Source organism: Nonomuraea marmarensis, assembly GCF_043197025.1.
GTDB lineage: Bacteria > Actinomycetota > Actinomycetes > Streptosporangiales > Streptosporangiaceae > Nonomuraea > Nonomuraea marmarensis.
Genome location: NZ_JBICRM010000001.1, coordinates 90487 through 116356, shown reverse-complemented (window position 1 = coordinate 116356; position 25870 = coordinate 90487). Strand labels below are relative to the sequence as shown.

Annotated in this window: 25 protein-coding genes and 1 riboswitch; of the genes, 15 read left to right on the top strand and 10 right to left on the bottom strand. The window is 70.2% G+C overall.

Annotated features, from left to right (window positions below; genetic code table 11):
- Positions 1-60: 60 nt before the first annotated feature.
- Positions 61-741, top strand: a complete 681-nt coding sequence (locus ACFLIM_RS00615; protein ID WP_393160678.1) for a DUF4191 domain-containing protein — start codon at positions 61-63, stop codon at positions 739-741.
- Positions 741-1502, top strand: a complete 762-nt coding sequence (locus ACFLIM_RS00610; protein ID WP_393160676.1) for a class I SAM-dependent methyltransferase — start codon at positions 741-743, stop codon at positions 1500-1502. The genes ACFLIM_RS00615 and ACFLIM_RS00610 overlap by 1 nt, the downstream gene beginning before the upstream one ends.
- Positions 1503-1601: 99 nt before the next feature.
- Here ACFLIM_RS00610 and ACFLIM_RS00605 read toward each other — a convergent pair whose 3' ends face one another.
- A complete protein-coding gene (locus tag ACFLIM_RS00605; RefSeq protein ID WP_393160674.1) occupies positions 1602-2063 on the bottom strand; it encodes an RDD family protein in 462 nt (153 codons plus the stop codon).
- A 77-nt stretch (positions 2064-2140) separates the two neighbouring features.
- Between ACFLIM_RS00605 and ACFLIM_RS00600 the strand changes: the two genes are divergently transcribed.
- From ACFLIM_RS00600 to ACFLIM_RS00585, 4 genes are all read left to right on the top strand, one after another.
- Positions 2141-3184, top strand: a complete 1044-nt coding sequence (locus ACFLIM_RS00600; RefSeq protein ID WP_393160672.1) for a hypothetical protein — start codon at positions 2141-2143, stop codon at positions 3182-3184.
- Between the two features lie 92 nt (positions 3185-3276).
- Entirely contained in the window at positions 3277-4701 is a 1425-nt protein-coding gene (gene glnA / locus ACFLIM_RS00595) for a type I glutamate--ammonia ligase (protein ID WP_393160670.1), read from the top strand.
- A 361-nt stretch (positions 4702-5062) separates the two neighbouring features.
- Positions 5063-5209: riboswitch (cyclic di-AMP (ydaO/yuaA leader) on the top strand.
- Between the two features lie 12 nt (positions 5210-5221).
- Positions 5222-5950, top strand: coding sequence for a glycoside hydrolase family 25 protein (locus ACFLIM_RS00590; protein WP_393160668.1), 729 nt, complete (start codon positions 5222-5224; stop codon positions 5948-5950).
- Positions 5951-5987: 37 nt separating this feature from the next.
- Complete coding sequence (locus tag ACFLIM_RS00585; RefSeq protein ID WP_393160666.1) at positions 5988-6338, top strand: DUF488 domain-containing protein; 351 nt, start codon at positions 5988-5990, stop codon at positions 6336-6338.
- Between the two features lie 15 nt (positions 6339-6353).
- Here the strand turns inward: ACFLIM_RS00585 and ACFLIM_RS00580 are convergent, their stop codons facing one another.
- Both ACFLIM_RS00580 and ACFLIM_RS00575 read right to left on the bottom strand, forming a co-directional pair.
- A complete protein-coding gene (locus tag ACFLIM_RS00580; protein WP_393160664.1) occupies positions 6354-7085 on the bottom strand; it encodes a B3/B4 domain-containing protein in 732 nt (243 codons plus the stop codon).
- Positions 7086-7120: 35 nt separating this feature from the next.
- The gene (locus ACFLIM_RS00575; protein ID WP_393160662.1) at positions 7121-8380 is read right to left on the bottom strand and encodes an MFS transporter; all 1260 of its coding nucleotides are present in this window, start codon (positions 8378-8380) and stop codon (positions 7121-7123) included.
- Positions 8381-8464: 84 nt separating this feature from the next.
- Between ACFLIM_RS00575 and ACFLIM_RS00570 the strand changes: the two genes are divergently transcribed.
- On the top strand, positions 8465-9292 hold the full coding sequence (locus tag ACFLIM_RS00570) for a LysR family transcriptional regulator (protein WP_393160660.1): 828 nt from the start codon (positions 8465-8467) through the stop codon (positions 9290-9292).
- 26 nt (positions 9293-9318) lie between these two features.
- On the opposite strand, the gene ACFLIM_RS00565 is transcribed toward ACFLIM_RS00570, so the two are convergent.
- The 4 genes from ACFLIM_RS00565 to ACFLIM_RS00550 form a co-directional block, all read right to left on the bottom strand.
- On the bottom strand, positions 9319-9846 hold the full coding sequence (locus ACFLIM_RS00565) for a GNAT family N-acetyltransferase (protein ID WP_393160658.1): 528 nt from the start codon (positions 9844-9846) through the stop codon (positions 9319-9321).
- A 120-nt stretch (positions 9847-9966) separates the two neighbouring features.
- Positions 9967-11001 carry a hypothetical protein gene (locus ACFLIM_RS00560; RefSeq protein ID WP_393160656.1) on the bottom strand — a complete coding sequence of 345 codons (1035 nt, stop codon included), beginning with the start codon at positions 10999-11001 and terminating at the stop codon, positions 9967-9969.
- 32 nt (positions 11002-11033) lie between these two features.
- Complete coding sequence (locus ACFLIM_RS00555) at positions 11034-13955, bottom strand: bifunctional [glutamine synthetase] adenylyltransferase/[glutamine synthetase]-adenylyl-L-tyrosine phosphorylase (RefSeq protein WP_393160654.1); 2922 nt, start codon at positions 13953-13955, stop codon at positions 11034-11036.
- A gap of 111 nt (positions 13956-14066) precedes the next feature.
- Positions 14067-14744: a type 1 glutamine amidotransferase gene (locus tag ACFLIM_RS00550; RefSeq protein ID WP_393160652.1), complete on the bottom strand. Its 678-nt coding sequence runs from the start codon at positions 14742-14744 to the stop codon at positions 14067-14069.
- A gap of 169 nt (positions 14745-14913) precedes the next feature.
- Between ACFLIM_RS00550 and ACFLIM_RS00545 the strand changes: the two genes are divergently transcribed.
- Both ACFLIM_RS00545 and ACFLIM_RS00540 read left to right on the top strand, forming a co-directional pair.
- Positions 14914-15774: an alpha/beta fold hydrolase gene (locus tag ACFLIM_RS00545; protein WP_393160650.1), complete on the top strand. Its 861-nt coding sequence runs from the start codon at positions 14914-14916 to the stop codon at positions 15772-15774.
- 123 nt (positions 15775-15897) lie between these two features.
- Positions 15898-16521, top strand: a complete 624-nt coding sequence (locus tag ACFLIM_RS00540) for a TetR family transcriptional regulator (protein ID WP_393160648.1) — start codon at positions 15898-15900, stop codon at positions 16519-16521.
- 22 nt (positions 16522-16543) lie between these two features.
- On the opposite strand, the gene ACFLIM_RS00535 is transcribed toward ACFLIM_RS00540, so the two are convergent.
- A complete protein-coding gene (locus ACFLIM_RS00535) occupies positions 16544-17257 on the bottom strand; it encodes a PaaI family thioesterase (RefSeq protein WP_393160646.1) in 714 nt (237 codons plus the stop codon).
- A 595-nt stretch (positions 17258-17852) separates the two neighbouring features.
- Here ACFLIM_RS00535 and ACFLIM_RS00530 point away from each other — a divergent pair.
- Together ACFLIM_RS00530 and ACFLIM_RS00525 are read left to right on the top strand one after the other, a co-directional pair.
- Positions 17853-18491: an AAA family ATPase gene (locus ACFLIM_RS00530; RefSeq protein ID WP_393160644.1), complete on the top strand. Its 639-nt coding sequence runs from the start codon at positions 17853-17855 to the stop codon at positions 18489-18491.
- A 91-nt stretch (positions 18492-18582) separates the two neighbouring features.
- Positions 18583-18927 (top strand): YciI family protein, encoded by a 345-nt coding sequence (locus tag ACFLIM_RS00525; RefSeq protein WP_393160642.1) that lies wholly within the window; start codon positions 18583-18585, stop codon positions 18925-18927.
- Between the two features lie 47 nt (positions 18928-18974).
- Here the strand turns inward: ACFLIM_RS00525 and glnA (ACFLIM_RS00520) are convergent, their stop codons facing one another.
- Positions 18975-20336, bottom strand: a complete 1362-nt coding sequence (glnA, locus tag ACFLIM_RS00520; protein ID WP_393160640.1) for a type I glutamate--ammonia ligase — start codon at positions 20334-20336, stop codon at positions 18975-18977.
- 155 nt (positions 20337-20491) lie between these two features.
- Here glnA (ACFLIM_RS00520) and ACFLIM_RS00515 point away from each other — a divergent pair, with 155 nt between their 5' ends.
- Both ACFLIM_RS00515 and ACFLIM_RS00510 read left to right on the top strand, forming a co-directional pair.
- Positions 20492-21037 (top strand): EF-hand domain-containing protein, encoded by a 546-nt coding sequence (locus ACFLIM_RS00515; RefSeq protein WP_393160638.1) that lies wholly within the window; start codon positions 20492-20494, stop codon positions 21035-21037.
- 8 nt (positions 21038-21045) lie between these two features.
- Positions 21046-22038, top strand: a complete 993-nt coding sequence (locus ACFLIM_RS00510; protein WP_393160636.1) for a terpene synthase family protein — start codon at positions 21046-21048, stop codon at positions 22036-22038.
- Positions 22039-22096: 58 nt separating this feature from the next.
- On the opposite strand, the gene ACFLIM_RS00505 is transcribed toward ACFLIM_RS00510, so the two are convergent.
- Entirely contained in the window at positions 22097-23059 is a 963-nt protein-coding gene (locus ACFLIM_RS00505; protein WP_393160634.1) for a DUF5937 family protein, read from the bottom strand.
- A gap of 59 nt (positions 23060-23118) precedes the next feature.
- Here ACFLIM_RS00505 and ACFLIM_RS00500 point away from each other — a divergent pair, with 59 nt between their 5' ends.
- Both ACFLIM_RS00500 and ACFLIM_RS00495 read left to right on the top strand, forming a co-directional pair.
- Positions 23119-24312 carry an MDR family MFS transporter gene (locus tag ACFLIM_RS00500; RefSeq protein ID WP_393160632.1) on the top strand — a complete coding sequence of 398 codons (1194 nt, stop codon included), beginning with the start codon at positions 23119-23121 and terminating at the stop codon, positions 24310-24312.
- A 77-nt stretch (positions 24313-24389) separates the two neighbouring features.
- Positions 24390-25841 (top strand): BTAD domain-containing putative transcriptional regulator, encoded by a 1452-nt coding sequence (locus ACFLIM_RS00495; protein WP_393160630.1) that lies wholly within the window; start codon positions 24390-24392, stop codon positions 25839-25841.
- Positions 25842-25870: the final 29 nt, after the last annotated feature.

Genomic DNA, 25870 nt, shown 5'->3' with positions numbered 1-25870 from the left:
GGCCAAATTGGCGGGGCCACGTTTTCCTACCTGCACCAGTTGGTTTGTATTCTTCTGAGCATGGCAAAGTCCGAAGACTCAGAGAAGCCGGGGCGCATCAAGCAGCTCCGTATGATCGCGCAGATCATCAAGCAGGCCAATCCCAAGGGGATGCCGATCGTCTTCCTCTCGGCGGTCGGCACGCTCGCTGTGGTCGTCGTGATCGGCCTGGTCACGGACTACCTGTGGTATTCGGTGTTCATCGGCGTGCTGGCGGCGTTCACGGTCGGGCTGGTGGTGTTCGGGCAACTCGCGCAGAAGGCCCAATACTCGATCCTGCACGGCCAGACCGGCGCCGCGGCGGCGGTGCTGCAGGGCATGCGCGGCAACTGGCAGGTCACCCCGGCCATGGCGGTCAACCGCGACCAGGACCTGATCCACCTGGTGGTCGGCTATCCGGGCGTCGTGCTGGTGTCCGAGGGGCCCGGCAACCGGGTGGCCAAGATGCTGGCGGCCGAGAAGAAGCGGGTCGCGCGGGTGGTGCTGGGCATCGAGATCTACGACATCCAGTGCGGCGACGGCGAGGGGCAGGTGCCGCTCGGCAAGCTGCAGCGCCACATCATGAAGCTGCCGCGCAACCTGAAGAAGCCGGCCGTCAACGAGGTGAAGGACCGGCTGCGCTCCCTGCCGAAGAACATGCCGATGCCCAAGGGCCCGATGCCCAAGGGCACCCGCATCCCGCGCGGCCCCAAGATGCGCTAGTGCAAGTTTCGTCCAGGGCCAACCGTGGCTGGTGGGACGGCAACGCCGACGACTACCAGGTCGAGCACGGCGAGTTCCTGCGTGACAGCGGGTTCGTGTGGTGCCCTGAGGGCGTGGACGAGGCCGACGCGCACCTCCTCGGCGAGGTGCGCGGGCGGCGCGTGCTGGAGCTCGGCTGCGGCGCCGCGCAGTGCGCGCGGTGGCTGGTGACGCAGGGGGCCGAGGTGGCGGCGTTCGACCTCTCCCACCGCCAGCTACGCCACTCGCAGCGCATCGACCTCGACACCGGGCTGCACGTCCCCGTGGTGCAGGCCGACGCCGAGGCGCTGCCGTTCGCCACTGCGGGCTTCGACCTGGCCTGCTCGGCGTTCGGCGCGCTGCCGTTCGTGGCCGACCCCCTCGCGGTCTTCCGCGAGGTACGCAGGGTGCTCAGGCCGGGCGGCCGGTTCGTGTTCTCGGTGAGCCATCCCGTCCGTTGGGCCTTTCCCGACGATCCGGGGCCGCGCGGGCTGACGTCGGACCGCTCCTACTTCGACCGCTCCCCCTACGTGGAGCGGGACGAGTACGGCACCCCCACGTACGTCGAGCACCACCGCACGATGGGCGACTGGGTGAACCTGGTGGTCGCCTCCGGGCTGACGATCACCGGGCTGCTGGAGCCGGAGTGGCCCGAGGGACACGAGCGGGTGTGGGGCGGCTGGAGCCCGCTACGCGGCCGCCACCTTCCCGGCACGGCCATCCTCAGCTGCGCGAATATCTAGCCGCCAGGGCGTGGAAGACCTTCCTGGGCTCCCATCTCGCCTCGTCGAGCATTTTCACCACGCCGTACGAGCCGAGGTCGTCAGCGCCGCTCCCGCAGGTCACATGCGGACGACCATCGTGTTGGACACGCGGTCGTGCACCCCTCGGTGGTCGCGGTCCCAGATCAGCGCGGGCACGGCCAGGCACAGCAGCACGGTGCGCACCAGCACGGGCAGCAACCGCGGGTTGCCGCCGTCCATCGCGGTGACCCTGATCCCCGCCAGCCGATGCCCGAACGTCTGCCCCATGAACCCCACCAGGATCAGGTACTGCAGGGCGAAGACCACGACGGGTGCCCACGGCGACTCGGCCGGGTTCATCCTGAGCAGCAGCTGCACGATGGCCCACGTGCAGATCATCCAGTCGATGACCAGCGCGCCGATCCTGCGCCCCCACCCGGCGATCGACCCGCGGCCGCCCTCGGGCAGGCCCAGGCGCTCTCCCGGGTATCCGAGATCGACCCCGGCGGACCGGAGCCCGCCCAGCCACGTCTGCGTCCACCGAGGTCCGTTGCCGCTCATGCCCTCCACGGTAGCCGCCCGGTGGGCCGGTCCGGATTGTGACCCAACCGCGTCAAGAGACGGTCATGATGTACGCCATGCCACACGGGGATGACCTTGACGAGCGCTTCAACGCGCTGGTCTCACAGATCGACGCCGAGGAACAGCGCAGGATGCGGGCCGACGCGAAAAGAGGGGCCAGAGAGCGGCGTACAGACCGGTCGGACGCCCGCTTATCCACGGCGGCCAGGCCCGAGACAGGACCGCCGCGGCGGGTCGGGCGGGCCTGGCTCGCGATGGCCACGATCACGGCGCTGATCGCCGCCGCGGGCGTGGTGGTCATGTTCCGGCCCGACCTGCTCGCCCCCTCGGGCGCGGTGCCCGAAGAGACCACGCCGGTGGTTGCTATGGCCGAGGAGACCACACCGGTGGTCGCGGCGCCGGCGGAGGTGGTGAGCCCGTTCGCCGGGTCCCCGGCCGAGGACTACGCCGACGGGATCGACGGGTTCGTGCTGCCGGAGGCGAAGGCGCTGGGCGGGTTGTCGAAGAAGGACGTGGCCAAGGGGCTGGAGCGGACGCGCGAGCTGCTGGCCGCCGCCTACCTCGACAAGAAGACGCTGCTGGGCGGAGATCCGGACGCCTTCGCCAAGTTGCTGGACCGCGAGCAACGCGACTGGTTCCGCGATGACCTGGACGACTCGAAGGAGCCCAACCGGCCCATGGTGAACAGCTTCGCCCCGAAGACGGCCGAGCTCACCACCGAGGTCATCAAGGTGAGAGGACAGGCCACGCTGGGCACGTTCCGGGAAGACGGCCTGCGCGGGGTCGAGGTGAAGCTGAACCACCTGGTCGTCTACGCGGTGCACCGCCCCGGCCAGCCCGCCACCACCGTCAGGCTCGTCACCCATCCCACCGGAAGCGTGCAGTTGTACCGCGAGTCCGGCCGGCTCGTCGTCTGGGTGGACGGGTGGGGTGCGAGCGCGACGCCCGCCCGCTGCGACGTGGAGGACGGGTTCATTCACCCCTACTACGAGGATTCGCCTGAGGACAAGGTGGGTGCCACCGGACCACCCTCAGATCCCTACGTTCTGGACGACGAGCCGAGCAGCGACGACGGCTGCGAGGCGTCGCAGGGCACCTGACCTACGTAACATGTGTGAAACAAACGAGACACCATTCGGAAACGGCCACGGCCTAACGTCGGCATGATGGCCAGTCCCAGGGAGGTTCGAGAGTGTTCAACTCCGCCGACGACGTCCTGAAGTTCATCAGTGACGAAGGGGTGCAGTTCGTCGATGTCAGGTTCACAGACCTGCCGGGGACGACTCACCACTTCACCTTCCCGGTTGAGAACTTCGGCGCGAGCGTCTTCACAGACGGACTCATGTTCGACGGCTCGTCGATCCGCGGATTCCAAGCGATCCACGAGTCCGACATGCTGCTGCTGCCCGACCCGACCAGCGCCGTGGTGGACCCGTTCCGCCAGCACAAGACGCTCAATCTGAACTTCTTCGTGCACGACCCGCTGACCGGCGAGGCCTACAGCCGCGACCCGCGCAACGTCGCGCGCAAGGCCGAGGACTACCTCAGGGGCACCGGCATCGCCGACACGGTCTACTTCGGCCCCGAGGCCGAGTTCTATATCTTCGACGACGTGCGCTTCGAGACGAAGCAGCACGCCGGCTACTACTACATCGACTCCATCGAGGGCGCCTGGAACACCGGCAAGGCGACCGAGGGCGGCAACCTCGGCTACAAGCCGCGCTACAAGGGCGGCTACTTCCCCGTGCCGCCGATGGACCACTTCACCGACCTGCGCTCGGAGATGGTCCGCAACCTCATCGAGTGCGGCATCGACGTCGAGATGCAGCACCACGAGGTCGGCACCGCGGGTCAGGCGGAGATCGACTTCAAGTTCGGCACGCTGCTCAAGACGGCCGACAACCTGATGCTCTACAAGTACATCATCAAGAGCACCGCGCTCGAATTCGGCCACACGGTCACGTTCATGCCCAAGCCGCTCTTCGGCGACAACGGCTCCGGCATGCACTGCCACCAGTCGCTCTGGAAGGACGGCTCGCCGCTCTTCTACGACGAGGTCGGCTACGCGGGGTTGTCCGACACGGCCCGCTACTACATCGGCGGCCTGCTCAGGCACGCGCCGTCGCTGCTGGCCTTCACCAACCCGACGGTCAACTCCTACCACCGCCTGGTCCCCGGCTACGAGGCCCCGGTCAACCTGGTCTACTCCCAGCGCAACCGCTCGGCCTGCGTACGCATCCCGATCACGGGCTCCAACCCGAAGGCCAAGCGCATCGAGTTCCGGGTGCCGGACCCGTCGTGCAACCCGTACTTCGCCTTCTCGGCGATGCTGATGGCGGGCATCGACGGCATCCGCAACAAGATCGAGCCGCCGGAGCCGGTCGACAAGGACCTCTACGAGCTGCCGCCGGAGGAGGCCCGCCAGGTGCCGCAGGTGCCCGGCTCGCTGCCCGAGGTGCTCACGGCGCTGGAGGAGGACCACGACTACCTGCTCGAGGGCGGCGTGTTCACGCCGGACCTGATCGAGACGTGGGTGGCGTACAAGCGGGAGAACGAGGTCGACCCGATCCGGCTGCGGCCGCACCCGCACGAGTTCGAGCTCTATTACGACATCTGATCCCGTAGCCCGTAAAAGGCCATCGGCTGTCCCGTTGAGGGCACGGTCGATGGCCTTTCGGTTGCCACGAGAAAGTCACCAAGACTGAAAGCGCCGGTCGAGAGCCGATCACCGTGAACCCCACCGGCACCTCCCGCCACGAGCGGAGAGGTCACGAATGTCCCCCGGTCCCGGGCTCGCGTACCGCGCCGAAGATTTTGCCAAAGCCCTGAAATCCCTACAGGTACGGCGATTCAGGGTTTACGCGAGTACGCGTACATTGCGAGGGGATTTGCCCCACTTGCAATGATTATGGGGGCATATATACCTTTTTCAGCATTACGGCCCACGTTTTGGCGAGCACTCGCCGGATCGTTGCCGCATCGTTGACAGGCCGAATCCGCACATCACGGAGCCGGGGACCCGCCTTTATCCCGGGGTGAATCGGACGCCAGCCCAGGCTGCGCCCGTAGGGCACTTCCAAGCCCGAACCCGTCAGCTAACCCGGTAGGCGACATGGAAGCAAGGAGTCAAATCCCCCATGCTCGATCTCTCCAAACGGCTCAGCCTCTCTGCCGCCGGCGCTCTCCTGGCCGGGGCCACCACACTGGCGAGCGTGACCGGCCCGGCGATCGCGTCGACCGCCGAGCATGGCCCGGCGCACGCGGCCGTGCAGGAGCAGGAGCCGCTCACCTACGGCCAGGACGTCTCCAACTACCAGCCGCTGTACGACTGGAACGCCAGCCCGGCCCAGTTCGGCATCATCAAGGCCACCGAGGGCATGACCTTCACCGACGCCGCCTTCGCCAGGCACTGGCGGGAGCTGGGCAAGAAGGGCATCGTACGCGGGGCCTACCACTACGGCCACCCCCGCAACAACCCCATCGCCGAGGCCGACCACTTCCTGTCCGTGGTGAACGCCCAGCCCGCCAAGAGCGGGGACCTGCTGGTCCTCGACATGGAGACGACCGACGGCAAGTCCGTCGCCGAGGTCAACGCCTGGGAAAAGGCGTGGCTGTCGCACGTGAAGGCCAAGACCGGGATCACCCCGATGTTCTACAGCGGCTGGCGCTTCGCCAACATCTACGGCAAGGGCCTGTCCGAATATCCGTTGTGGGTCGCCCACTACGGCAAGGCCAAGGGGATGGTGACCCCGCCCGCCGACTGGAAGTCCTGGACCATCCACCAGTACTCCGACTACCCCGTCGACCAGGACGTCTCCGTACTGACCCCTGACCAGCTGCGCCACCTGGGCCGCCAGTCCGCCTGACCGGGCGGGCCACGAGGTGGTTGGGTAGGAACCGGTCATGGGACCGATCGTCATCCAGCGTGTCTACGATCACGCGCCTGCCCGCGGCGCGGTGTTCCTCGTCGACCGTGTGTGGCCTCGGGGAGTGCGCAAGGACGACCTGCGGCTCGACGGATGGCTGCCGGACGTCGCGCCGTCGAAGGAGCTGCGCCAGTGGTTCGGCCACCGGCCCGAGCGGTTCGCCGAGTTCGCCGAGCGTTATCGGGCCGAGCTCGCCGAGCACCCCGAGACGGTCGAACCGTTGCTCGCCGCCGCCGAGAAGGGGCCGGTGACGCTGCTCTACTCGGCCAAGGACACCGAGCACAACCAGGCTGTGGTGCTGCGGGACCATCTTCAGCGCGCCCGCTAGGGATCTCCTACGGCCTCACGTCCCCGCGAACTCGAACCGGGGCGCGGACGGGGCCAGGATCGCGGACTTCGGGGTGACGGGCCAGAGGGTGCTCAGCTCGTCGGAGAGCGTGGCCGTGAGGGACTCGATGTCCTGCCGCGCCGTGTCGTGCAGCGCCTCCGCGACGATCAGGACGTCGGTGGTCGTGTCGCGGATGGCCGAATAGCCGCTCTGGCGGTTGGTCCAGCGGCGGGCATGCGCGTTCCCGAGGGCGTCCGCGAAGATGACCTCCCCGGCCGGCGGGTGCTCCGTCTCGCCGGAGAAGGTCAGGTATGTCTCGTCGCCCGCCGCATGCCGCACTTCCACATACTCCGAGATCCGGGAGGCGTCGAACACTGCCACCGGGATGGCGTACGCGATGGAGACCGCGTTGCACAGGTCGATCACGGGATGCAGGCGCGGCAGAGATCCCTCTTTCCTGAAGCGGCGCAGCAGCGACTCCGAGGCGCACCGATATCGGGTCGGCTTGAGGCCCATCTTCGAGAACGCCCGCCGCCACGCCTGGATCTCCGGCAGCTCGCCTTCCGATGCGATGGCGAGCCTCTTGGCGGCGATCTCGCCGAACCGGGCGAGCCGGTCGTCGACGGAGACGTCCGTGGAGATGCCCGGCGCGAAGATCAACCCGGGCGCCAGCTCGGGAAAGTCCCGCCAGATGGCATCGGAATGCTGGAAATACATGGTCACCTCGTCATCGCGGCCGGGGAGCACGGGCCGATCACGATACCCGCATCCTCGCCTCCGGGTCAGGCGGGGATGGCGGGGTTGGCGGCGCGGGCGCGGCGGGCGGCCAGCGCGTAGCAGGCGCAGGTCACCGCCGTCAGGATGGCCGCCGCCAGCAGGGGCCGGCCGATGACGCCCATGACCGCCACGCCGAGGGTGGCGCCGACCTGGCGGAACGCGTTCAGGACGCCTCCCGCCGTGCCCGCCGTGCCCGGCGGAGCGCTGTTGACCATGCCCGCCATCAACGCGGGCAGCACGAACGACAACCCGAAGCCCATCACCACCAGCCAGGGCGCCAGAACGTCGGTGAGGGCGACGCCCGTCAGGCCGATCGCGAGCAGGGCGAGACCCCCGAGGATCGGCGGCCGGGGACCGTGGCGGGCCACCAGGCGGCCGGTGAGCAGCGGGTTCACCGTCATGGGGAGCGTGAGCGGCAGGAAGGCCAGCCCGGCGGCCATCGGGCTGAGGTGACGGGTGTCCTGGAGCAGGAGGGTGAGGACGAACAGAGCGCCGGAGAAGGCGAAGTTCGCCACCAGGCCCGCGAGCAGCTCCGGCCAGGTGGCGGCGAGCAGGCCCCCAGGCAGCGCCGGGGCGTGGCTGCGGCGCTCCGCGAGCACCAGCGAGACCAGGACGGCCGCCGCCAGAACGCCCGCCGGGAAAGAGGAGCCGATCAGCGCATCCGCCACCAGGCCCAGGAAGGCGCAGGCCAGCGCTTGTACCGGCCAGTCGATGCGCCGCAGGCCACGCGGCGAGCGGACCTTGCGCATGGCCAGCAGGCTGATCAGGGCGAGGGGTGGGTTGAGCAGGAAGACGGCGCGCCACCCGTACAGGTCCACCAGGAGGCCGCCGAGCAGGGGGCCGGCCGCGAGCGCGCTGCCGGTGATGGCCGCCCACAGGCCGGTGGCGCGGGCACGGGCGGCCGGGTCGGGGAAGAGCTGGGCGAGCAGGCCGAGCGAGCCGCCCGTGCAGAGCGCGCCCGCCACGCCGAGCAGGGCCCGCAGCGCGATCAGCGCGCCCAGGTTCGGCGCCGCGGCGCTCAGCAGCGAGATCACGCCGAACGCCGCCACGCCCACCTTGAAGATCCGGGCCGCGCCGTACCTGTCGGCCACCGCTCCCCCGGTGAGCAGGGCGGCGGCGAAGGCGACCGTGTAGGCGTTCACGGCCCATTGCTGACCGGCCAGCGAGCCGCCGAGCGAGGCCCGCAGGTCGGGCAGCGCGATCGTGAGCACGGTGGTGTCGAGGATCACCAGGAAGTAGGCGAGGGAGAAACCGAACATTCGCATGCGCCACAGCCTGATTAACCACGACATATCCCCTCAACAGGCACAACCGCAGGGAGCGTTCGGGAGAACCGTATGCTGACATCCATGGAATTGCGTCAGTTGCGGGGGTTCGTGGCGGTGGCCGGGGCGGGCACCGTCACCGGGGCGGCGACCAGCCTCGGCCTCGCCCCCGCGTCGGTGTCGGAGCAGGTGCGCAGGCTGGAGCGGAGCCTCGGCGTGGCGCTCTTCGAGCGCACGCCTCAGGGCATGCGGCTGACCGAGCCGGGCGCCACGTTGCTGCCCCGGGCGCAGGGCCTGCTCGACCATGCCGACGACGTACGCCGCGCCGTCACCGGACGCCGCCGCCGGGTGCGGATCGGCGCGCTGGAGATGCTGGCCGCGGCCAAGCTGCCCGCCGTGATCCGCCGCCTCTCGGAACGCCGCCCCGACCTGGAGGTGGACGTACGCTCGCGCACCAGGCAGTCGCTGCTGGCCGAGGTGGCCGGCGGCGAGCTGGACGCGGCGCTGCTGCTGGACTCGGGGATGCAGATCGGCGGGCTGGGGTTCACGCCGCCGCCCGACATGGACTTCCTGGACGTGGGCGAGGTCGGGTTGTCGCTGGTCGCGGCGCCGGGCGGCGACAGGGAGCCGCTGCTGGTGAGCGCGTCCGGCTGCTCGATCCGGCTGGCGGCCGACCGGGTGTTCGGCCCGGGGGTGCCGCGCAGGGAGCTGACCAGCATCGCCACCGCCCGCGAGTGGGCCAGGCAGGGGCTCGGCAGCGCGCTGCTGCCGGACTTCGCGCTGGAGCCCGACCTGGCCTCCGGCGCGCTGGTGGCGCTCGACTCCGACGCGCCCAGGCTGGCGTTGCGGCTGGTCTGGCTGCGCAGCCGCGAGCCCGCCCTGCGCGACGTCCTCTACGCCATGAGCGCCTGAGAGCGCCACGAGCGCCGGGCGTCGGCCTACGGGCGCTTGAGCCGGTAGAGCACGTGGCGCAGGAGGGGGCTGTCCGCGGGGAGCCGGGTGTGGTCGAAGTCCTCGGCGGGGTCACGCGTCATCCCGAGACGTTTCATCACGGCCTGGGATCGTGTGTTCCGCATGGCCGTCATGGAGATGATGTCGTCGAGCCCGGCCTCCTCGAACGCGTACCTGACGGCCTCCCTGGCCGCCTCGATGGCGTAGCCGTGGCCCCAGGCCGGGCGGGCCAGCCGCCACCCGACCTCGACGGCGGGCAGGAACGGCAAGTCGAAGGTCTGCAGCGCCAGGCCGGTGAAGCCGATGAACTGCCCGCTCTCGCGTACCTCCAGCGCCCACCACGAGTAGCCGAGCCGGTCGAACTGCTGCTCGATCGTGTCGACCATGGCGTCGCTCTGCTCACGGGTGAGCAGAGCGGGGAAGTGCTCCATCACCTCGGGGTCGGCGTTCATCGCCGCGAAGGGCTCCCGGTCCTCGTCGCGCCACCTGCGCATGATCAATCGCTCGGTTTCCATCCGAGCTAGAGTACGCGGGCTGCTCGGGTTGTCCAGGACGTCGGCGGGCGTGCATCCCGGTCGCCTGCGACGAGGACGGCCCTGCTCCCGATGCGCCGGCCACGGGCGGCACCACCCAGGTCAGCGCCTCGGCTTGATCCCCGTGATGCGGCGGAACACGTCCCACCAGAACGGCGCCCCGAACAGCAGCGCCACGTACGTCAGCAGGTAGCCGGGCCAGTGGCTCGGCGTGATGATCCGATCCCACCACAAGCCGCCGTTCCAGTGCATGGCCGGGTCGCCCTGCGCCGGGATCGACACGCTGACCAGCGCCTGGTCGAGCATCTTGACCAGCGCCGGCTGGCTGAGCGTCTCGGTGACGCACGGCACGGGGGCGCCGCCCGTACACTGCGCCTTGAGCTCGTTGTACGCGTCCGGCCCCGCCTCCGCCACGGCCGTCACCGACGCGCGGAAGGCGTTGTCCCGCAGCAGCGTCTTGGCGTATTCCAGCCCGTCCATCGAGAACAGCAGCGTCACCACGACGCCCAGCACGGCCACGACCCACTTGACGTACCGCTTGTAGAGCATGGACAGCCGCTGCATCTCCCCGTCGAACCAGATCTCGACCCCCTGCCTGAACCGGTCGAGGTCGCGCTGGGCCATCTCCCACACGCCCTTGAGGTGACCGTAGAGCGGGCTGCGCATCGCCTTGAGCTTGTCCAGGAAGCCTTCGACGCCGTCCGGATCCCCGGCGGCCATCTCCATCAGGGCGACCGCGAAGCGCCCTGGGGGGATGTTCGCGATGCTGGTCCGGCCCCTCTTGGGGTGGTCGATCTCCTGGACCCGCTGGTAGAGCAGGTTGACCATGGCGTCCTCCGCCTTGGTCTCGTGTGCGGGCAGGGCTCCCGGCTCGGCGGGCGCGGGCTGGTCGCTGTGCTTGGGCCGGGGGTCGCGGACGAACGGCAACGCGGCGAAGACGTCCCGCAGCTTGGCCGGCAACCACGACCTGCCCTGCGGGTCCGAGCCGTCCATGGTGTCCCTGAGATACGCCCACAGGAACTTGCTGCGGATGGCGAGCAGCCGTACGACCGCCTCGTTGAGCCCGCTCACCAGCAGCGACAGCAGCAGGAACGACACCACCAGGCCCAGGGCCAGGTCCACGTAAATGGAGATCACGCGCGCCTTGATACACCCTTTCCGGCACGCGATCAAGCCCCGTAGAAGACCCGATCCACCACTTGCCGTGCGCGGCGCGTCACGCGGCGGTAGTCGTCCAGGAAGTCCTCCGAGCCGTCCGGCGGGTAGCCGAGCGTCTGGGCGATCCGCTTGCGCTCGCCGGACTCGCGCGGCACGCTGTCGCCGGGACGGCCCCTGACCAGCATGATCGCGTCTCTGATGCGGGAGGCGAAGCGCCACGCCTCGGCCAGCACCGCCTCGTCGGTGGGGGAGAGCAGCCCCTCGGCCACGGCCGAGCGCAGGGCGTCCAGCGTACGGGTGGTGCGCAGGGAGGTCAGCGTGCCGGCGTAGCGGAGCTGCAGGAGCTGGGCCACCCACTCCACGTCGGACAACCCGCCGGGGCCCAGCTTGGTGTGCAGGGCGGGGTCGGCGCCGCGCGGCAGGCGTTCGGCCTCCATGCGGGCCTTCAGCCGCCTGATCTCCCTGACCGCGTCCTCGTGCAGCCCGCCCCGCGGGTAGCGCAGCTCGTCGATCATCGACGTGAACTCCCTGCCCAGCCCGGCGTCCCCCGCCGAGAACCTGGCCCGCAGCAGCGCCTGCGCCTCCCACGGCGACGACCAGCGCGAGTAGTAGGCCCGGTAGGAGGCCAGCGTGCGCACCAGCGGGCCCTGCCGTCCCTCGGGACGCAGGTCGGGGTCGATGATCAGGGGCGGGTCGGGGGCGGGCAGCGACAACAACCGGCGCAGCTCGTTGGCCACGGCGAAGGCGGCGTCGGTGGCCTCGCGCTCGGCCACCCCCGGCAGCGGCGAGTGGACGAACATGACGTCGGCGTCGCTGGCATAGGAGCACTCCATGCCGCCGAGCCGGCCCAGGGCGATGATGGCGAACGAGGTGACGTGTTCGGCCTTGCTGAGGGCGGCGTCGAGGGCCGCTTGGAGGGTCACGTCGGTCAACGTCGACAGAGCGCTCCCGACGGTCTCAATGTCGATAAGTCCGGAAATGTCGGCTACGGCCGTACGGAACAGCTCCCTGCGCCTGAGACCCCGCAGGGCCGCGACGGCGGTCTCGGGGTCGCCGCCATGCCGGGAGAGCGCGGCGGAGGCCTCGCCGAGCAGCGACTCCGCGGGGCGTACGGCGAGCTCCTCGTCGGAGCCCAGCATCGCGACCGCGTCGGGCGCGTGCATGAGCAGGCCGGTCGCGTAGCGGCTGGTGCCGAGCACGCGCGCCATCCTGGCCGCGACCGCCGTCTCGTCGCGCAGCAGCCGCAGATACCACGGCGTGCTGCCCAGCTTGTCGCTGACCTGCCTGAACCCGAGCAGCGCAGCGTCCGGATCGGGCGCGTCGGCGAACCAGCCGAGCATGACGGGCAGCAGCGTCCGCTGGATCGCGGCCCGCCTGGACACCCCCGTGGTCAGGCCGGCGATGTGGCGCAGCGCGCCGTTGGGATCGACGTAGCCGAGCGCCTCGAGCCTGGCCACCGCGGCCGTGGTCGACAACCGCGCCTCCGTCTCCGGCAGCCGCGCCACCGCCTGCAGCAGCGGCCGGTAGAACAGCTTCTCGTGCAGCCGCCGCGCCTCCATCGCGTGCCGCCGCCACCGCTCCGTGAACTCCCCCACCGGATCGACCTGCATACCGAGCGCCCTGCCCAGCCTGCGCAGGTCGGCCTCGCCGGAGGGCACGATGTGGGTGCGCCGCAGCCGGTGCAGCTGCAGCAGATGCTCGACCTGCCGCAGGAACGAGTACGCCTCCGCCAGCCCGCGCGCGTCGTCACGCCCCACATAGCCGCCACGGGAGAGCGCGGCCAGCGCCGGGAGCGTGGCCCTGCGGCGCAGCAGCGGATCGAGCCGGCCGTGCACGAGCTGCAGCAGCTGCACCGCGAACTCGATGTCACGCAGCCCGCCGGGACCCAGCTTGAGCTGCCGCTCCCCCTCGGCGCGCACGTGCGCCTCGACCCGGCGGCGCATGGCCTGCACGTCCTCCACGAAGTGCTCGCGGGTGGCCGCCGACCACACCAGGTCGTTGACCGCCTCGACGTAGGCCGCGCCCAGCTCCAGGTCGCCCGCCACCGGCCGGGCCTTGAGCAGCGCCTGGAACTCCCACGTCTTGGCCCAGCGCCGGTAGTAGGCCAGGTGGCTGCCGAGCGTGCGCACCAGCGGGCCGGAGCGTCCCTCCGGCCGCAGTCCCGCGTCCACCTCCCACAACGAGCCCTCGGAGGTGGTCGTGGTGCAGGCCCGCATCATGGTCTGGGCCAGCCTGGTGGCGGTGCGCAGGGCCTTGGTCTCGTCCGCGCCCTCCTTCGGCTCGGCCACGAAGATCACGTCTACGTCGCTGATGTAGTTGAGCTCCCTGGCGCCGCATTTGCCCATGCCGACGACCGCCAGGCGTACCTCGCTCGCGTCGATCTCGGCCCGCGCGATGGCGAGCGCGGCCTCCAGCGCGGCGCCCGCCAGCTCGGACAGCTCGGACGTGACCTCCCCCAGGGTGGCCTGGTGGGTGAGGTCGCGGGCGGTCAGGTGCATCAGGCGGCCCCGGTAGGCGACGCGCAGCGCCACCAGCGCGTTGGAACCGTATGCCCGGGGCTCGGGGTCGCCGGGCTCGGCGCCGACCGCGCGCAATAGCTCGGCCCGGGCCTCGCCCAGTTGGGGTACGCCCAGCAGCGCCACCTGGTCCGGATGGCGCACCAGATGTTCGCCGAGGGCGGCGCTGACGCCGAGCACGGCCAGCAGCCTGGACCTGAGGGGCTCGTCGTGGCGCAGGGTGTCGAGCACGGCCGGTTCGCGCTCGGCCAGGCGGGTCAGCGAGGTCAGTGCCAGGTCGGGGTCTGCCACGTCTACCAAGCATTCCAGGAGATCGTGCAAATCGCCGCCTGCTTGCCGTACGAGCTGGGCGGCCCTGGCGCCGTCGGCGAAGCCGAGCTTGGCGAGCCTGGCGGCGGTGGATTCGATCCTGGGCACCACTCCATCTTGACACCACTCTGGCATGTCGCCGTAACATGTGAACGCAACGTTGCGTTGCGTTTCTGGGGTGTCAGATGGAACGGGTTCCCGATCGTTGGCGGGCGAGGCTCAGGCGCTGGATCTGATCACATCCGCGAACGCCTCCGCCATCGGCCGCCAGGTCGCGATGAGCGCGCTCTCCGCGGCCTTGACCTCGGCGTTGAGCTCCTCGGCCGAGTCCAGTTCCGTCTCGCCGGTCCAGGAGGCGAAGATCTCCGGCGTGGCCTCCGGGTGGAACTGGACCGCCCAGGCGGCCTCGCCGAGACGGTAGGCCTGGTTCGGATACTGGGATCCGGTCATCAGCGGCACCGCGCCGTCGGGCAGGCGCGTCATGGCGTCCTGGTGATACTGGACGGCCACGGCCGTATCGACCCCCGACAGCAGCCGATCGGAGGCGGCGGCCGGCAGCGCGACGACTTCGCGGGCGCCCACCTCGAGACCGTTCGCACCCCGCTCGACCGTGCCGCCGCAGGCCATGGTCAGCAGTTGCGCACCCAGGCAGATGGCCAGCGTGGGGGTGGCCTCGTCAACGGCGCGGAGCAGCAGGTCGCGGGTGGCGGGCTGCCAGGGGCTCCGCTCGTCCTCCCAGGCGGCCGCCGCGCCGCCGAGCACGATCAGCCCGTCCGCCGGCCGCGCGGGAATCTCCTCACCCAGGTACGGCCGCACAACCTCACAGGCCAGCCCCAGCCAGCCACCCAGGTACCCCAGCCCAGCCTCGGCCTCATGCTCGATCACGGTGATACGCATATCGGTAATTATCCGGACTTTTCACACAGCAAATCCCACACCCTCTACCTCTCCAGCACCTCCTATATGACTCGCGCCTGGAACGTCGGGCCCCGGAAGCCCACAGGAGTGCCCGAGCCGCAACCCGGGCGACATACCACAAACGGACATTTGTCTCTAAGCTCCGGCTATGAGCTTCGAGTTCGAGGATGTCGGCGGGCTGCGCATCGCCACGTTCGGGGCGGGACCACGGCTGATCATCGCGGTCCACGGGATCACCGCCTCGCTGATGGCGTGGGGTGCGGTGGGGCGGCAACTGCCCGATGGGTGGTCGCTGGTGGCGATGGACCTGCGCGGTCGCGGGCACAGCGCGGCGCTGCCGGGACCGTACGGCCTGCCCAGGCACGCCGAGGACGTCCTCCAGGTCGCCGAGCACGTCGGCGCCGGTCCGGACGCGGTGCTCACCGGACATTCGATGGGCGCGTACGTGGCCGCCCTGGCCGGCGCCGAACGGGACTTCGCACGAGTCGTACTGGTGGACGGCGGGCTCCCGCTGCCACCGCTCCCCGAAGAAATGGACCCGGACGCGGCGCTGGAGGCCGCGCTGGGACCCGCGCTCGCGCGGCTGCGGCAAACGTTCCCCACGGCGGACGCGTACGTCGATTTCTTCAAGGCACATCCGGCCTTCATCGGGCACTGGAACGCCGACGTCGAGGCGTACGTGCGGTATGACCTGACGGGACCCGAGGGGGCGCTGCGGTCGCGTGCGGCCGGGGAGGCCGTGATGCAGGACGGCCGGTGGATGCGGCTGGAATCGGAGCGGATCGCGTCCGCGCTGGCTTCGATCAAAGCACCGTTGTCCCTGCTCAGGGCCCCGCGCGGACTACTCAACCAGGACGTGGGCCTGCTACCCGACGAATTGGCGCTCCCCTGGGCCGCCCGGCTTCCCGGCTTGAAGGAGGAGATGGTGCCGGACTGCAACCACTACACGATCCTGTTCGACGACCGCTGCGTGTCGACCATCGTGAACCGGCTCACCACCCCGGCCTGACCCCCTCGCGACTTGCCTTCCCATCGCTATGCGGTGGCCCACGTTTGCCGACCGGCTTGCCAGAGTCGGCCCAGAGACCATACGTTTGACTTGGAAGAAATACAGACGTATTGGCGGCAATACATGCGACCAGCAGAGGATCTCACGGCCAAGGCCCGGATCAGGGACACGGCATTGCGGCATTTCGCCGAGCACGGGGTGAAGGGGGCGACCATGCGCGCCATCGCCGACGATGCCGACGTGTCGCTGGGTCTGGTCCAGCATCATTTCGGCTCCAAGGAAGGTCTACGGGACGCTTGCGACGCCTACGTCGTCGCGTACATAAGGCAGGAAGTAGCAGAGGCGATCGACAAGGGGAGGCTGGAGGATCCCTCCTTCGTCGAGCACACCAGGCTCAGCTCGCCCCCCGTGCTGCGGTACCTGGGGCGGGCCCTGGTCGACGGATCGCCGACCGCCGCGTCCATATACGACCAGCTCGTGGCGGTGACCGAGCAGTTCTTGGCGGGCCGCGAGGACGCGCACGGGCATGCGGCCGTGTTCACCACCATGAAGCTCGGCATCTACGTGCTGCACGAGCACCTGTCCCGCGCGCTCGGCACCGACGCCTTCTCACCCGAGGCGATGTCGCGCGTCGGCTCGGCGATGTTGAACATCGTCTCACCCGAGTTCGTCGGCCCCGACCTCGTCGACCAGGCCCGCTCCGGTCTCGACAGTTACACCGCCGGGCAGGAGGCCCGAAATGACTGATGCTCCTGCTCATCCATGGGGGTCAGCGTGGAGCGATCCAGGTGGCGCGGGCGGCGGCCACCAGGGTGCCGTCCGCCTCGTAGATGGCGCTCTGGCCGTACATCTTGCGTCCGTCGCGACCGGTCGGGCGGGCCACCACGGAGTAGCGGCCGCCGGGCTGGACCGGGCGGTGGATCTGTACGGCGAGCCGCCCGAGCAGCGCGCTCTCGCCCGGACCGAAATGGGCCCAGCCGGTGATGCAGTCGAGCACCGCGCCCACGATCGAGGCGGGCACCCCGTCCTCCCCCGCCACCGTGAACGGCACCCGCCACCCGGCCGCCACCAGATCCGTACCCTCCACCGGACCGGGAAAGATGCGCAGGCCGTCACCGGGCTCACGCAGGCCGCAGGCGAAGCACTCGGCGAACGGGTGCACCTGCAAACCGACGAACCCGGCCTCGGCACGGGCGGCGTCGTTGAACGGCACGAACCCCGGCCCCTCCAGGTCCTCAGCCACGGGGATGGCCTCGACCAGCAGCTTGTCGCCGTCCGAGAGGGACACGGAGTTGGCCACGTGTTCCAGCCGGAGCTCGGTCTCCAAAGGTGTCGGCGCATGCAGCGTGACCTCGACCGCTGATCGACAACCGTTCAGAGCCTCCGCCATGGTGCCCGCTATCCAGCCGCCGTTGGCGACTCCCACGGGGCCCCGGAAACGCTCGGGAACGGTCAACACGGTCTGCAGGGCAGCCGTCGTCATGCCACACCCTCCAATATCGCCCATGAGGCGAGAAGTCCGGAAATATCGTAAAGAGCAGGCCGATTTTACCTGGACTCCCGATCATCCAGAGGTTGGGGGTCCTGACGCTGCCCGGCACCACTGCGTAACGCCCCAGAGCGCTCCGAAACTTCCCGCCCATCCCGGCCATCCCTGTCACCAGGGGTACCTGGGACGCTATGCGCCACACATCGCCTGGATGTGACTCGTGGGTCAGAAGCAACGAAAATCGGCCTCACTCCGAACCGCTCTGCGGAGTGAGGCCGATCAAGGCGTTGGCAGTACCCTATCCCGGGTTTCCGGCACCCCGCGACCAATCCGCCCATACAGCCGATGCGACAGGCGGCACCGCCCTCTTCATGGCCGTCGTAGGCAGCATCGCGGTCCTGGACGCGGAGCGCTCGATTCCCGACGGGAACATCAGGCGACGCCCTGTGGTGGTCGCTCGCGACCATGACCACGGTCGGGTACGGCGGCCATGGAGCGCCCATAATCCGCGCACATTGCCCCAACCTCGGGAAAGCTGGGAGGCACGCGTCGCTATCCTGGCGACGCGAACAGGTGAAGAGAACGGGGTGTGCCTGTGCAGGAGGCGACGTTGCGGTATCCGCCCGGTTCTCTGGTCATCCTGACCGGGCTCCCAGGCGCGGGCAAGACCACCCTGCTGCAACGCCTGTACGGGCTGCACGGCGCGGAGAGCCTGCCCGTCACCATGGGCACGGTCGTGGTGATCGACTCGGTCCAGTCCAGACGGCACTGGTACGGCAGGCTCGACTGGGCCCCCAATCCGGTACGCCGTGCCGTCGTCTTCGTCACTCACCTGAGCCGCATCCGCCAGGCCCTGACCCGCGGCCACTCGGTCATCGCACACAACCGCGGCTGCGGCCCGTACGTGCTCAGGGGTTTCGCCTGGCTGGCCCGCAGGCACCGCGCGAGCTTCCACCTCCTCCTGCTGGACGCCCCGCCGGAAGTGGCGCTGGCAGGGCAGCGCGCCAGGGGCAGGGTGGTGGCGCGGAGGACGTTCGCGCGCCATCAGCATAGGTGGCAGAGCCTGGTGAGCCGGGTGAAAGCGGGCGATCCGGCCCCGGCCACCGGCGCGCGGATCGTCGACAGGGCGGACGCCCACCTGCTGGAGACCATCGTGTTCGACGCAGCGCGCACCGGCAACCCCGGGGCGGCCAATCTGGCAAGTCGGAAATTCCGGATAACAGAATAACTTCATTCCCATCGGCTTTTCCGTCGGTGGATGTCGACCCGGGAGGGTGCCGTTCGTGTAAGGGGTGAGACCGCACGGAAAGGAATGTCGTATGAAGCACTACGTGCTCAGCATGTACCAGCCCGACGGAGAGCCGCCCGGGCCCGAGGTCCTCGACCCGATCATGCGTGACCTCGGCGCCCTGGAGCAGGAGATGAGGGACGCGGGGGTGTGGGTCTTCTCCGGTGCGCTGCGACCGCCGGCCCAGGCCGCCGTGGTACGGCTGAAGGGCGGCGAGGCGTTCACCACGGACGGCCCGTACACCGAGGGCAAAGAGCACATCGGCGGGTTCACGATCATCAGGGCGCCGGACCTGGACACGGCGCTGGAATGGGCCCGCAAGATGGCCACGGCGGTGGCCCTGCTGCCGATCGAGGTGCGGGAGTTCCAGGGCTGAGCGGCCCGGCGGGCGCCGCCCAGAGCGGCGCCCGCAGGCTCACAGCGTCAGAGCACGGGCAGGTAGCGGCCGAGCTCGAACTCGGTGACGGTGCGGCGGTATTCGCGCCACTCCGCCCGCTTGTTGCGCAGGAAGAAGTCGAAGACGTGCTCCCCGAGCGTCTCGGCCGCCAGCTCGCTGCGCTCCATGACCGCGATCGCCTCGTCCAGCGACCCCGGCAACGGCTGGATCCCGAGGGCCCGCCGCTCGGCGCTGGTGAGCGTCCACACGTTGTCCTCGGCCGCGGCCGGCAGCTCGTAGCTCTCCTCGATGCCCTTCAGCCCGGCCGCCAGGATCAGCGCGAACGCCAGGTAGGGGTTGCACGCCGAGTCGAGCGAGCGGAACTCGATGCGCGTCGAGCCCCCCTTGTGCGGCTTGTACATCGGCACCCTGACCAGCGCGGAGCGGTTGTTGTGGCCCCAGCACACGTAGGACGGCGCCTCGCCGCCCTGCCCGGCGATGGCCTCCGCCCCGCCCCAGAGCCGCTTGTACGAGTTGACCCACTGGTTGGTGATGGCCGTGATCTCGGCGGCGTGCTTGAGCAGCCCCGCGATGAACGAGCGGCCGATCTTGGACAGCCGGTACTCGGAGCCGGCCTCGTAGAAGGCGTTCCGGTCGCCCTCGAACAACGACATGTGCGTGTGCATGCCGGAGCCCGGGTGCTCGGTGAACGGCTTGGGCATGAACGAGGCCCAGATCCCCTGCTCCAGCGCGACCTCCTTCATGACCAGGCGGAAGGTCATGATGTTGTCGGCCGTGGTCAGCGCGTCGGCGTAGCGCAGGTCGATCTCCTGCTGCCCCGGCGCGCCCTCGTGGTGGCTGAACTCGACCGAGATGCCCATCGACTCCAGCATCATGATCGCCTGGCGCCGGAAGTCGTGGCCGGAGCTGTGCGGCGTGTGGTCGAAGTAGCCGCCGGAGTCGATCGGCTCGGGCCGCTGCCCCGCCTCGGGCCGGTTCTTGAGCAGGAAGAACTCGATCTCGGGGTGGGTGTAGAAGGTGAAGCCCATGTCGGCGCACTTGGCGAGCGTGCGCTTGAGCACCCAGCGCGGGTCGGCGTGGGACGGCGAGCCGTCCGGCATCAGGATGTCGCAGAAGATGCGCGCCGCGCCCGGCGTCTCACTGCGCCACGGCAGGATCTGGAACGTCGCCGGGTCGGGCTTGGCGAGCATGTCGGACTCGTAGACGCGGGCGAAGCCTTCGATGGCGGAGCCGTCGAAGCCGATTCCCTCGGCGAACGCGCCCTCAAGCTCGGCGGGGGCGATCGCCACGGACTTGAGGAAGCCGAGCACGTCAGTGAACCAGAGCCGGATGAACCGGATGTCTCGTTCCTCGAGTGTGCGGAGCACGAACTCCTGCTGGCGATCCACAGCATCCCCTCGTTCGACAGATAGTGCAGGTCTCCCTATCAGGATGCCGTGTCCGTGTTTCGCACACGTTACGGGGGGTGCCGGTGCGAGCCTCGCTGACAAAGGGCCCGCCCCGACTTACTGTGATCACGCAGTCAGTCTCGGGGGAGGCATTGGTGGCTATCGACCTGCTCAATCACAAGCTCGATCGGGCGTTCGACCACATCGACGCGAGCGGCAACGGCGTCGTCGAGCGTGAGGACCTGCTGGGGCTGGGCGCCCGCATCCTGGTGGGCTTCGGGGAGTCCCCCACCTCGGTCACCGGGGCCAGCCTGGTCGACAGCTTCGACGGCATCTGGTCCGCCCTGTCGCAGGCGCTCGAACGCGACGGCTACTCCGGCATCGCGCGCCCGGACTTCCGTGCCGGGATGAGGGCGGCGTTCGTCACGGGCGACCGGTACGACACGGTGTTCAGACCGGCCACGGTGGCCGTGGCGGAGTTGTGCGACGGCGACGGGGACGGCGACATCGGGCCGGGCGAGTTCCGCACGATGCTCAGCGCGTTCGGCATCGCGTACGACGACGTGGACGAGGCGTTCGACCGGCTGGATCGGACGGGCAGGGGCACGCTCACCGTGGACGAGCTGGTCCTGGCCGCCTCCGACTACTACCGCAGCGACGACCCGAACGCCGCCGGCAACTGGCTTTTCGGACCCCTGTGAAGACGCCGGTGAAGACTTCTGTTAACACCACCGTGTTCGCGACGGTGCGCACCGCGCTACGCAATGTGATGCACTGGAAGCCGATGATGCCGCTGCCCCGCAGGGGCGGATCGGCGGCTCTGGCGCTGCTGCCGCTCACCGAGCGGGTGCCCGCGATGGCCGCGCCGTGCCGGATGCACCCGGCCGTCTACGCGATCGAGGCCGCGGTCATCGACTGGGCCAGGCGCACCGGGTTGCGGGCCGATCCCGGGGTCGGCTTCCACCGGATGGCGGGCCGGGCGTTCGCCGAGTTCGACGCGGCCGCGGCGGCGTTGTTCGCGCAGTGGCTGACCTGGCTGTTCCACCTGGACGACGAGCTGGACGAGGGGTCGTGCCAGCCGGACATCTTCCAGGGCATGCTGGAGGGCGCGGCGCGGCATCCGCTGGAGGCGGCGTTCGCGGACCTGTGGCGGGTGACGAGCGCGCGGATGAGCGACCGGTGGCGGGCCAGGTTCGCGCTCGGGTTGCGGCGCCAGCACGACGCCTGCCGTACCGAGGCCGACAACCGGGCGTCGGGGCGGATGCCGACGCTGGAGGAGTACCCGGCGCTGCGCAGGGGCACGGTGGGGCCCTACGTCTATGACCTGGTCGAGCCGTGCCTGCGGGTGGAGGTGCCGGTCTGGGTGCACGAGGGCGAGCCCTGGCAGCAGCTCGTGAACGCCTGCAGCGACGTGACGGCGTGGTGCAACGACGTGGCCTCGCGGCCGAAGGAACGCGGCGACGTGCACAACTTCGTCGTGCTCGCGATGCGCCAGCTCGGGCTGGGCGAGCGGGAGGCGACCGCCTGGGTGCTGGACCGGATCGCCGGGCGCTGCCAGGACATGCGCCAGGCCGCCAGGCGGCTGCCGCTCGACGACCTCGAGCCGAAGACGGCCAGGGACGTCAGCAAGGTGGCCTGCGCGTATCTGGCCGCGCCGCGCGCCCACCTCGACTGGCTGCTGGAGTCCAAGCGCTACGCCTGACGTGCGCTGCCGGTGTCCAAGCGCCGCGCGTAGCGGGTCATCCGCTGCGCGTAGCGGCTCAGACCTGGCCGGCGAGCATGTCGCCGGCGGGGGTGCGGCGGTAGAGGACCTGCTTGCCGACCCGCATCCCCACCGCGAGCCCGCCGCCGCTGAGCACCCCGAGGTGCTGGCTGATCGCGCCGGGCGTGAGCGCCATGCGGGCGGCCAGGGCGGAGGTGGTGGCGGGCTCGGCGAGGGCGAGCAGGATCTGCGCCCTGCTCCTGCCGATCAGCGCGGCCAGCGCGCCGGGCGCGGGCGGCGGGCCCTGCTCCCACAACGTGCCGACGCCGAGCACCGGGTAGACCAGCATCGACTGGTACGGCGCCGACATCACCGCCACCGACGGCCACCAGAACGCGCTCGGCACCAGCACCAGCCCGTCCCCGTGCAGCCCGCCGGCCTCGCACCACGGCCGGTCGACGAGCAGCCGCTCCCCCGTCCAGACCACGGCCGGATCGAGCCCGGCGAACAACTCCCGCGCGCCGCCCTGCGCGAGCTGCCGCGAGCGGCGCAGCACGTCGCGCTCCAGCAGCGCGTACACGCGAGGCCAGAACTCCGCGAAGCACGCCTCCCAGTACGCCTCCAGCGCGTCGGCCACCCTGGCCACCCCCGCCTCGGGGTCGGCCATGAACCGCTCCAGCACGGCCCGGTCGGTCCCCTCGATCGTGGCGGCCTCCTGGCGGGCCAGCTCGGGAGATGTGCGCCGGACCCGGCCGAGTTCGGCGGCGAACTCCGGCAGCGGCGTGTCGGGCGGCGGCGTGATGAAGTCGGCGAGGTAGCCGCTCGGCGGCACGAGCGCGAACAACTCGGCCAGGTCCAGCCCGCCCAGCAGCGGCCGGACGGCCTTGATCCACGGCAGGTGGATCGACTGCCTGGCGGGCCCCTGGAGGGTGCGCAGGCTGGCGACGAGCTCCCACATCGGCGAGAACGCGAACCGGATGCGCGCCACGTCCTCCGGCTTCAACATCCAGGTTATGGACATCCTTTTAGTGTGCACTAAATCGTTCGCGTAGCGAAACCGGAAATATCACTCTTTATCGCGTGTCGAGCACCATCGTTGAGAAGCCGTCCTTCCTCCAGTCCAAGATCGGCGGCCTGCCCCGCCCTTTCTGGGCCCTGTGGGGCGGCACGCTCGTGAACCGCCTGGGCACCATGGTCATCCCCTTCACCGGCGTGTACCTGACCCAGAGCCGCGGCCTGTCGCTGACCGCGGCGGGCCTGGCGATGGGCGTGTTCGGCGCGGGCTCGCTGCTGTCGCAGCTGCTCGCGGGGGTGCTCACGGACCGGATCGGCCGCCGCGCCACGCTGTCAGGCGGCATGCTGGCCACGGCCGCGATCATGCTCGCGCTCGGCTACAGCACCTCGCTGCCGGCGATCGTGGCCTCGATGTTCGTGCTCGGCCTGGTGATCGACGTCTACCGGCCCGCCTCGAACGCCCTGGTCGCCGACCTGGTCTCGCCCGCGGAGCGGCCCCGGGCGTACGGGCTGCTGTTCTGGGCGATCAACCTCGGGTACGCCGTGGGCATGACGGCCGGCGGCTGGCTGGCCGGGCAGGGGTTCGTCTGGCTGTTCTGGGTCGACGCGCTGACGAGCGTGGTGTTCGCCGTGCTGGTCTGGCGGGCGGTGCCCGAGACCAGGCCGGAGGCGCACGAGTCGGCCGGCGGCTTCGGCGTGGTGCTGAGGGATCGGGTGATGATCGGGTTCACGCTGGTCGCGCTGGGCAACGCGCTGGTGTACTCGCAGACGATGACCATGCTGCCGGTGGCGATGACCAAGGTCGTGAAGCTGACACCGGGGCAGTTCGGGCTGGCCATGGCGCTGAACGGGGTATTGATCGTCATCGTCCAGCCGCTGGTGTCCGGCTGGCTGGGGCGCCGGGACGCCTCCCGTACGTTCGCGCTCGGGCTGGCCGTGATGGGGCTCGGGTTCGCGATGACCGCGTTCGTGAGCGACACGTTCGGACTGGCGGTCACGATCGCGGTGTGGACGGCGGGCGAGATCGTCACGGCGGGGATCCCCGGCGCGGTCGTGGCCGCGCTCGCGCCCGCGGAGCTGCGGGGGCGGTACGCGGGCCTGTTCGGGTTCTCGTGGTCGCTGGCCGCGGTGCTGGCGCCGCTGCTCGGCGGGCCGCTGCTGGAGATCGGGCCGCGGGTGTTGTGGTTCACGATCGGCGGGGTGGGCGTGCTGTCGGCGGCCGGCATGCTGCTGCTCGGACCCGCGATCCGACGCCGTTGAGAGAACTCCACGCCGAACTCCCGCTGTGAGATTTCGCCATATGCCCGGACACGTTCTCCCTCTACAGTTGCCCTGACATGTTGACATTCACCGCGCTGGGACCGTTCCAGGCCTGGGCCTACGGCTCCCCACTCGACCTCGGCGGACAGCGGCAACGGGCGGTGCTCGCGCGCCTGCTCGTGGCCGGCGGCCGCGCCGTGCCCGTGAACACCCTCATCGACGAGCTCTGGCCGGGCAATCCCCCCGCGCAGGCCCTGTCCACGATCCAGGGCTACGTCTCCCGCCTGCGCCGCGCCCTCGAACCCGACCGCGCGCCCCGCGAGGAGGCCGGCGTGCTGGTGTCCGCCCCGCCCGGGTACGCCCTGCGGGCCGGGATCGAGCAGGTGGACGCGTGGCGGTTCGAGGGCCTGGTGAAGTCGGACGGCGCTCCGGCTCAGGTGTGGACGGCCATGGACACCGCGCTGAGGTTGTGGCGGGGGCCGGCGCTGGCCGAGTTCGGGGAGCTGAGCTGGGCCGCCACCGAGGCGGGCCGGCTGGAGGAGTTACGGCTGATCGCCATTGAGCGGCGGGCCGGCGCCGGGCTCACGCTGGGGCGCGCGACGTCGCTGGTGGCCGACCTGGAGGCGCACGCGACGGCGTACCCGCTGCGTGAGGAGGCGTGGCGGCTGCTGTCGCTGGCTCTGTACCGGATGGGCCGCCAGGGCGACGCCCTGGCGGCGCTGCGCAGGGCGCGCGCGGTGTGGCGGGACGAGCTGGGGCTGGACCTGTCGGCCGGGCTGATGCGGCTGGAGGCCGACATGCTCTCCCAGCGCCTGGAGGAGCCGCCCGCCGCCGCCGCCGCCGTGGACGGCGCGGACGCGCTGCGGGTGCTGGTGGCCGACGACCAGGCCCTGGTACGGGCGGGGCTGCGGGCGATGCTGGACGCCGAACCCGGGGTAACGCTGGCCGGCGAGGCGGGCAACGGCGAGGAGGCGATCGCGCAGGTGCGCGAGACGCGGCCCGACGTGGTGCTGCTCGACATCCAGATGCCGCACCTGGACGGCCTGGCCGCCGCCCGCAGGATCCTGGCCGGGCACCGGCCGCCGAGGGTGGTGATGATGACCACGTTCGGCAGCGACGAGAACCTGTATGCGGCGTTGCGAGCGGGAGTGAGCGGGTTCGTGCTGAAGACGTCGGCGCCCGAGCAGTTCCTGGCCGCGATCCGGGCCGCGGCGGCCGGGGACGCGCTCATCGACCCGGCGGTCACCACGCGGTTGATCTCGGCGTTCGCCGGGCGCACCGACCCGGCTTCTCCCCCGGCGCTGGCCGGATTGTCCGACGCCCGGCTCGACGTGCTGAAACTCGTCGCCCGCGGCCTGACGAACCGGCAGATCGGCCAGACGCTCTCGCTGCCGGAGGAGGAGGTGAGCGTCATGGTCAAGTCGCTGCTGGAACACCTCGGATTGTTCGACCGGGCGCAGCTGGTGATGGCCGCGTACGAGTCCGGATTGGTGACACCTGGCGAAAAGGCCCACTTTTCGTCGCTTTGACGATAAAAATCATCGCGTATTAGGCTTGG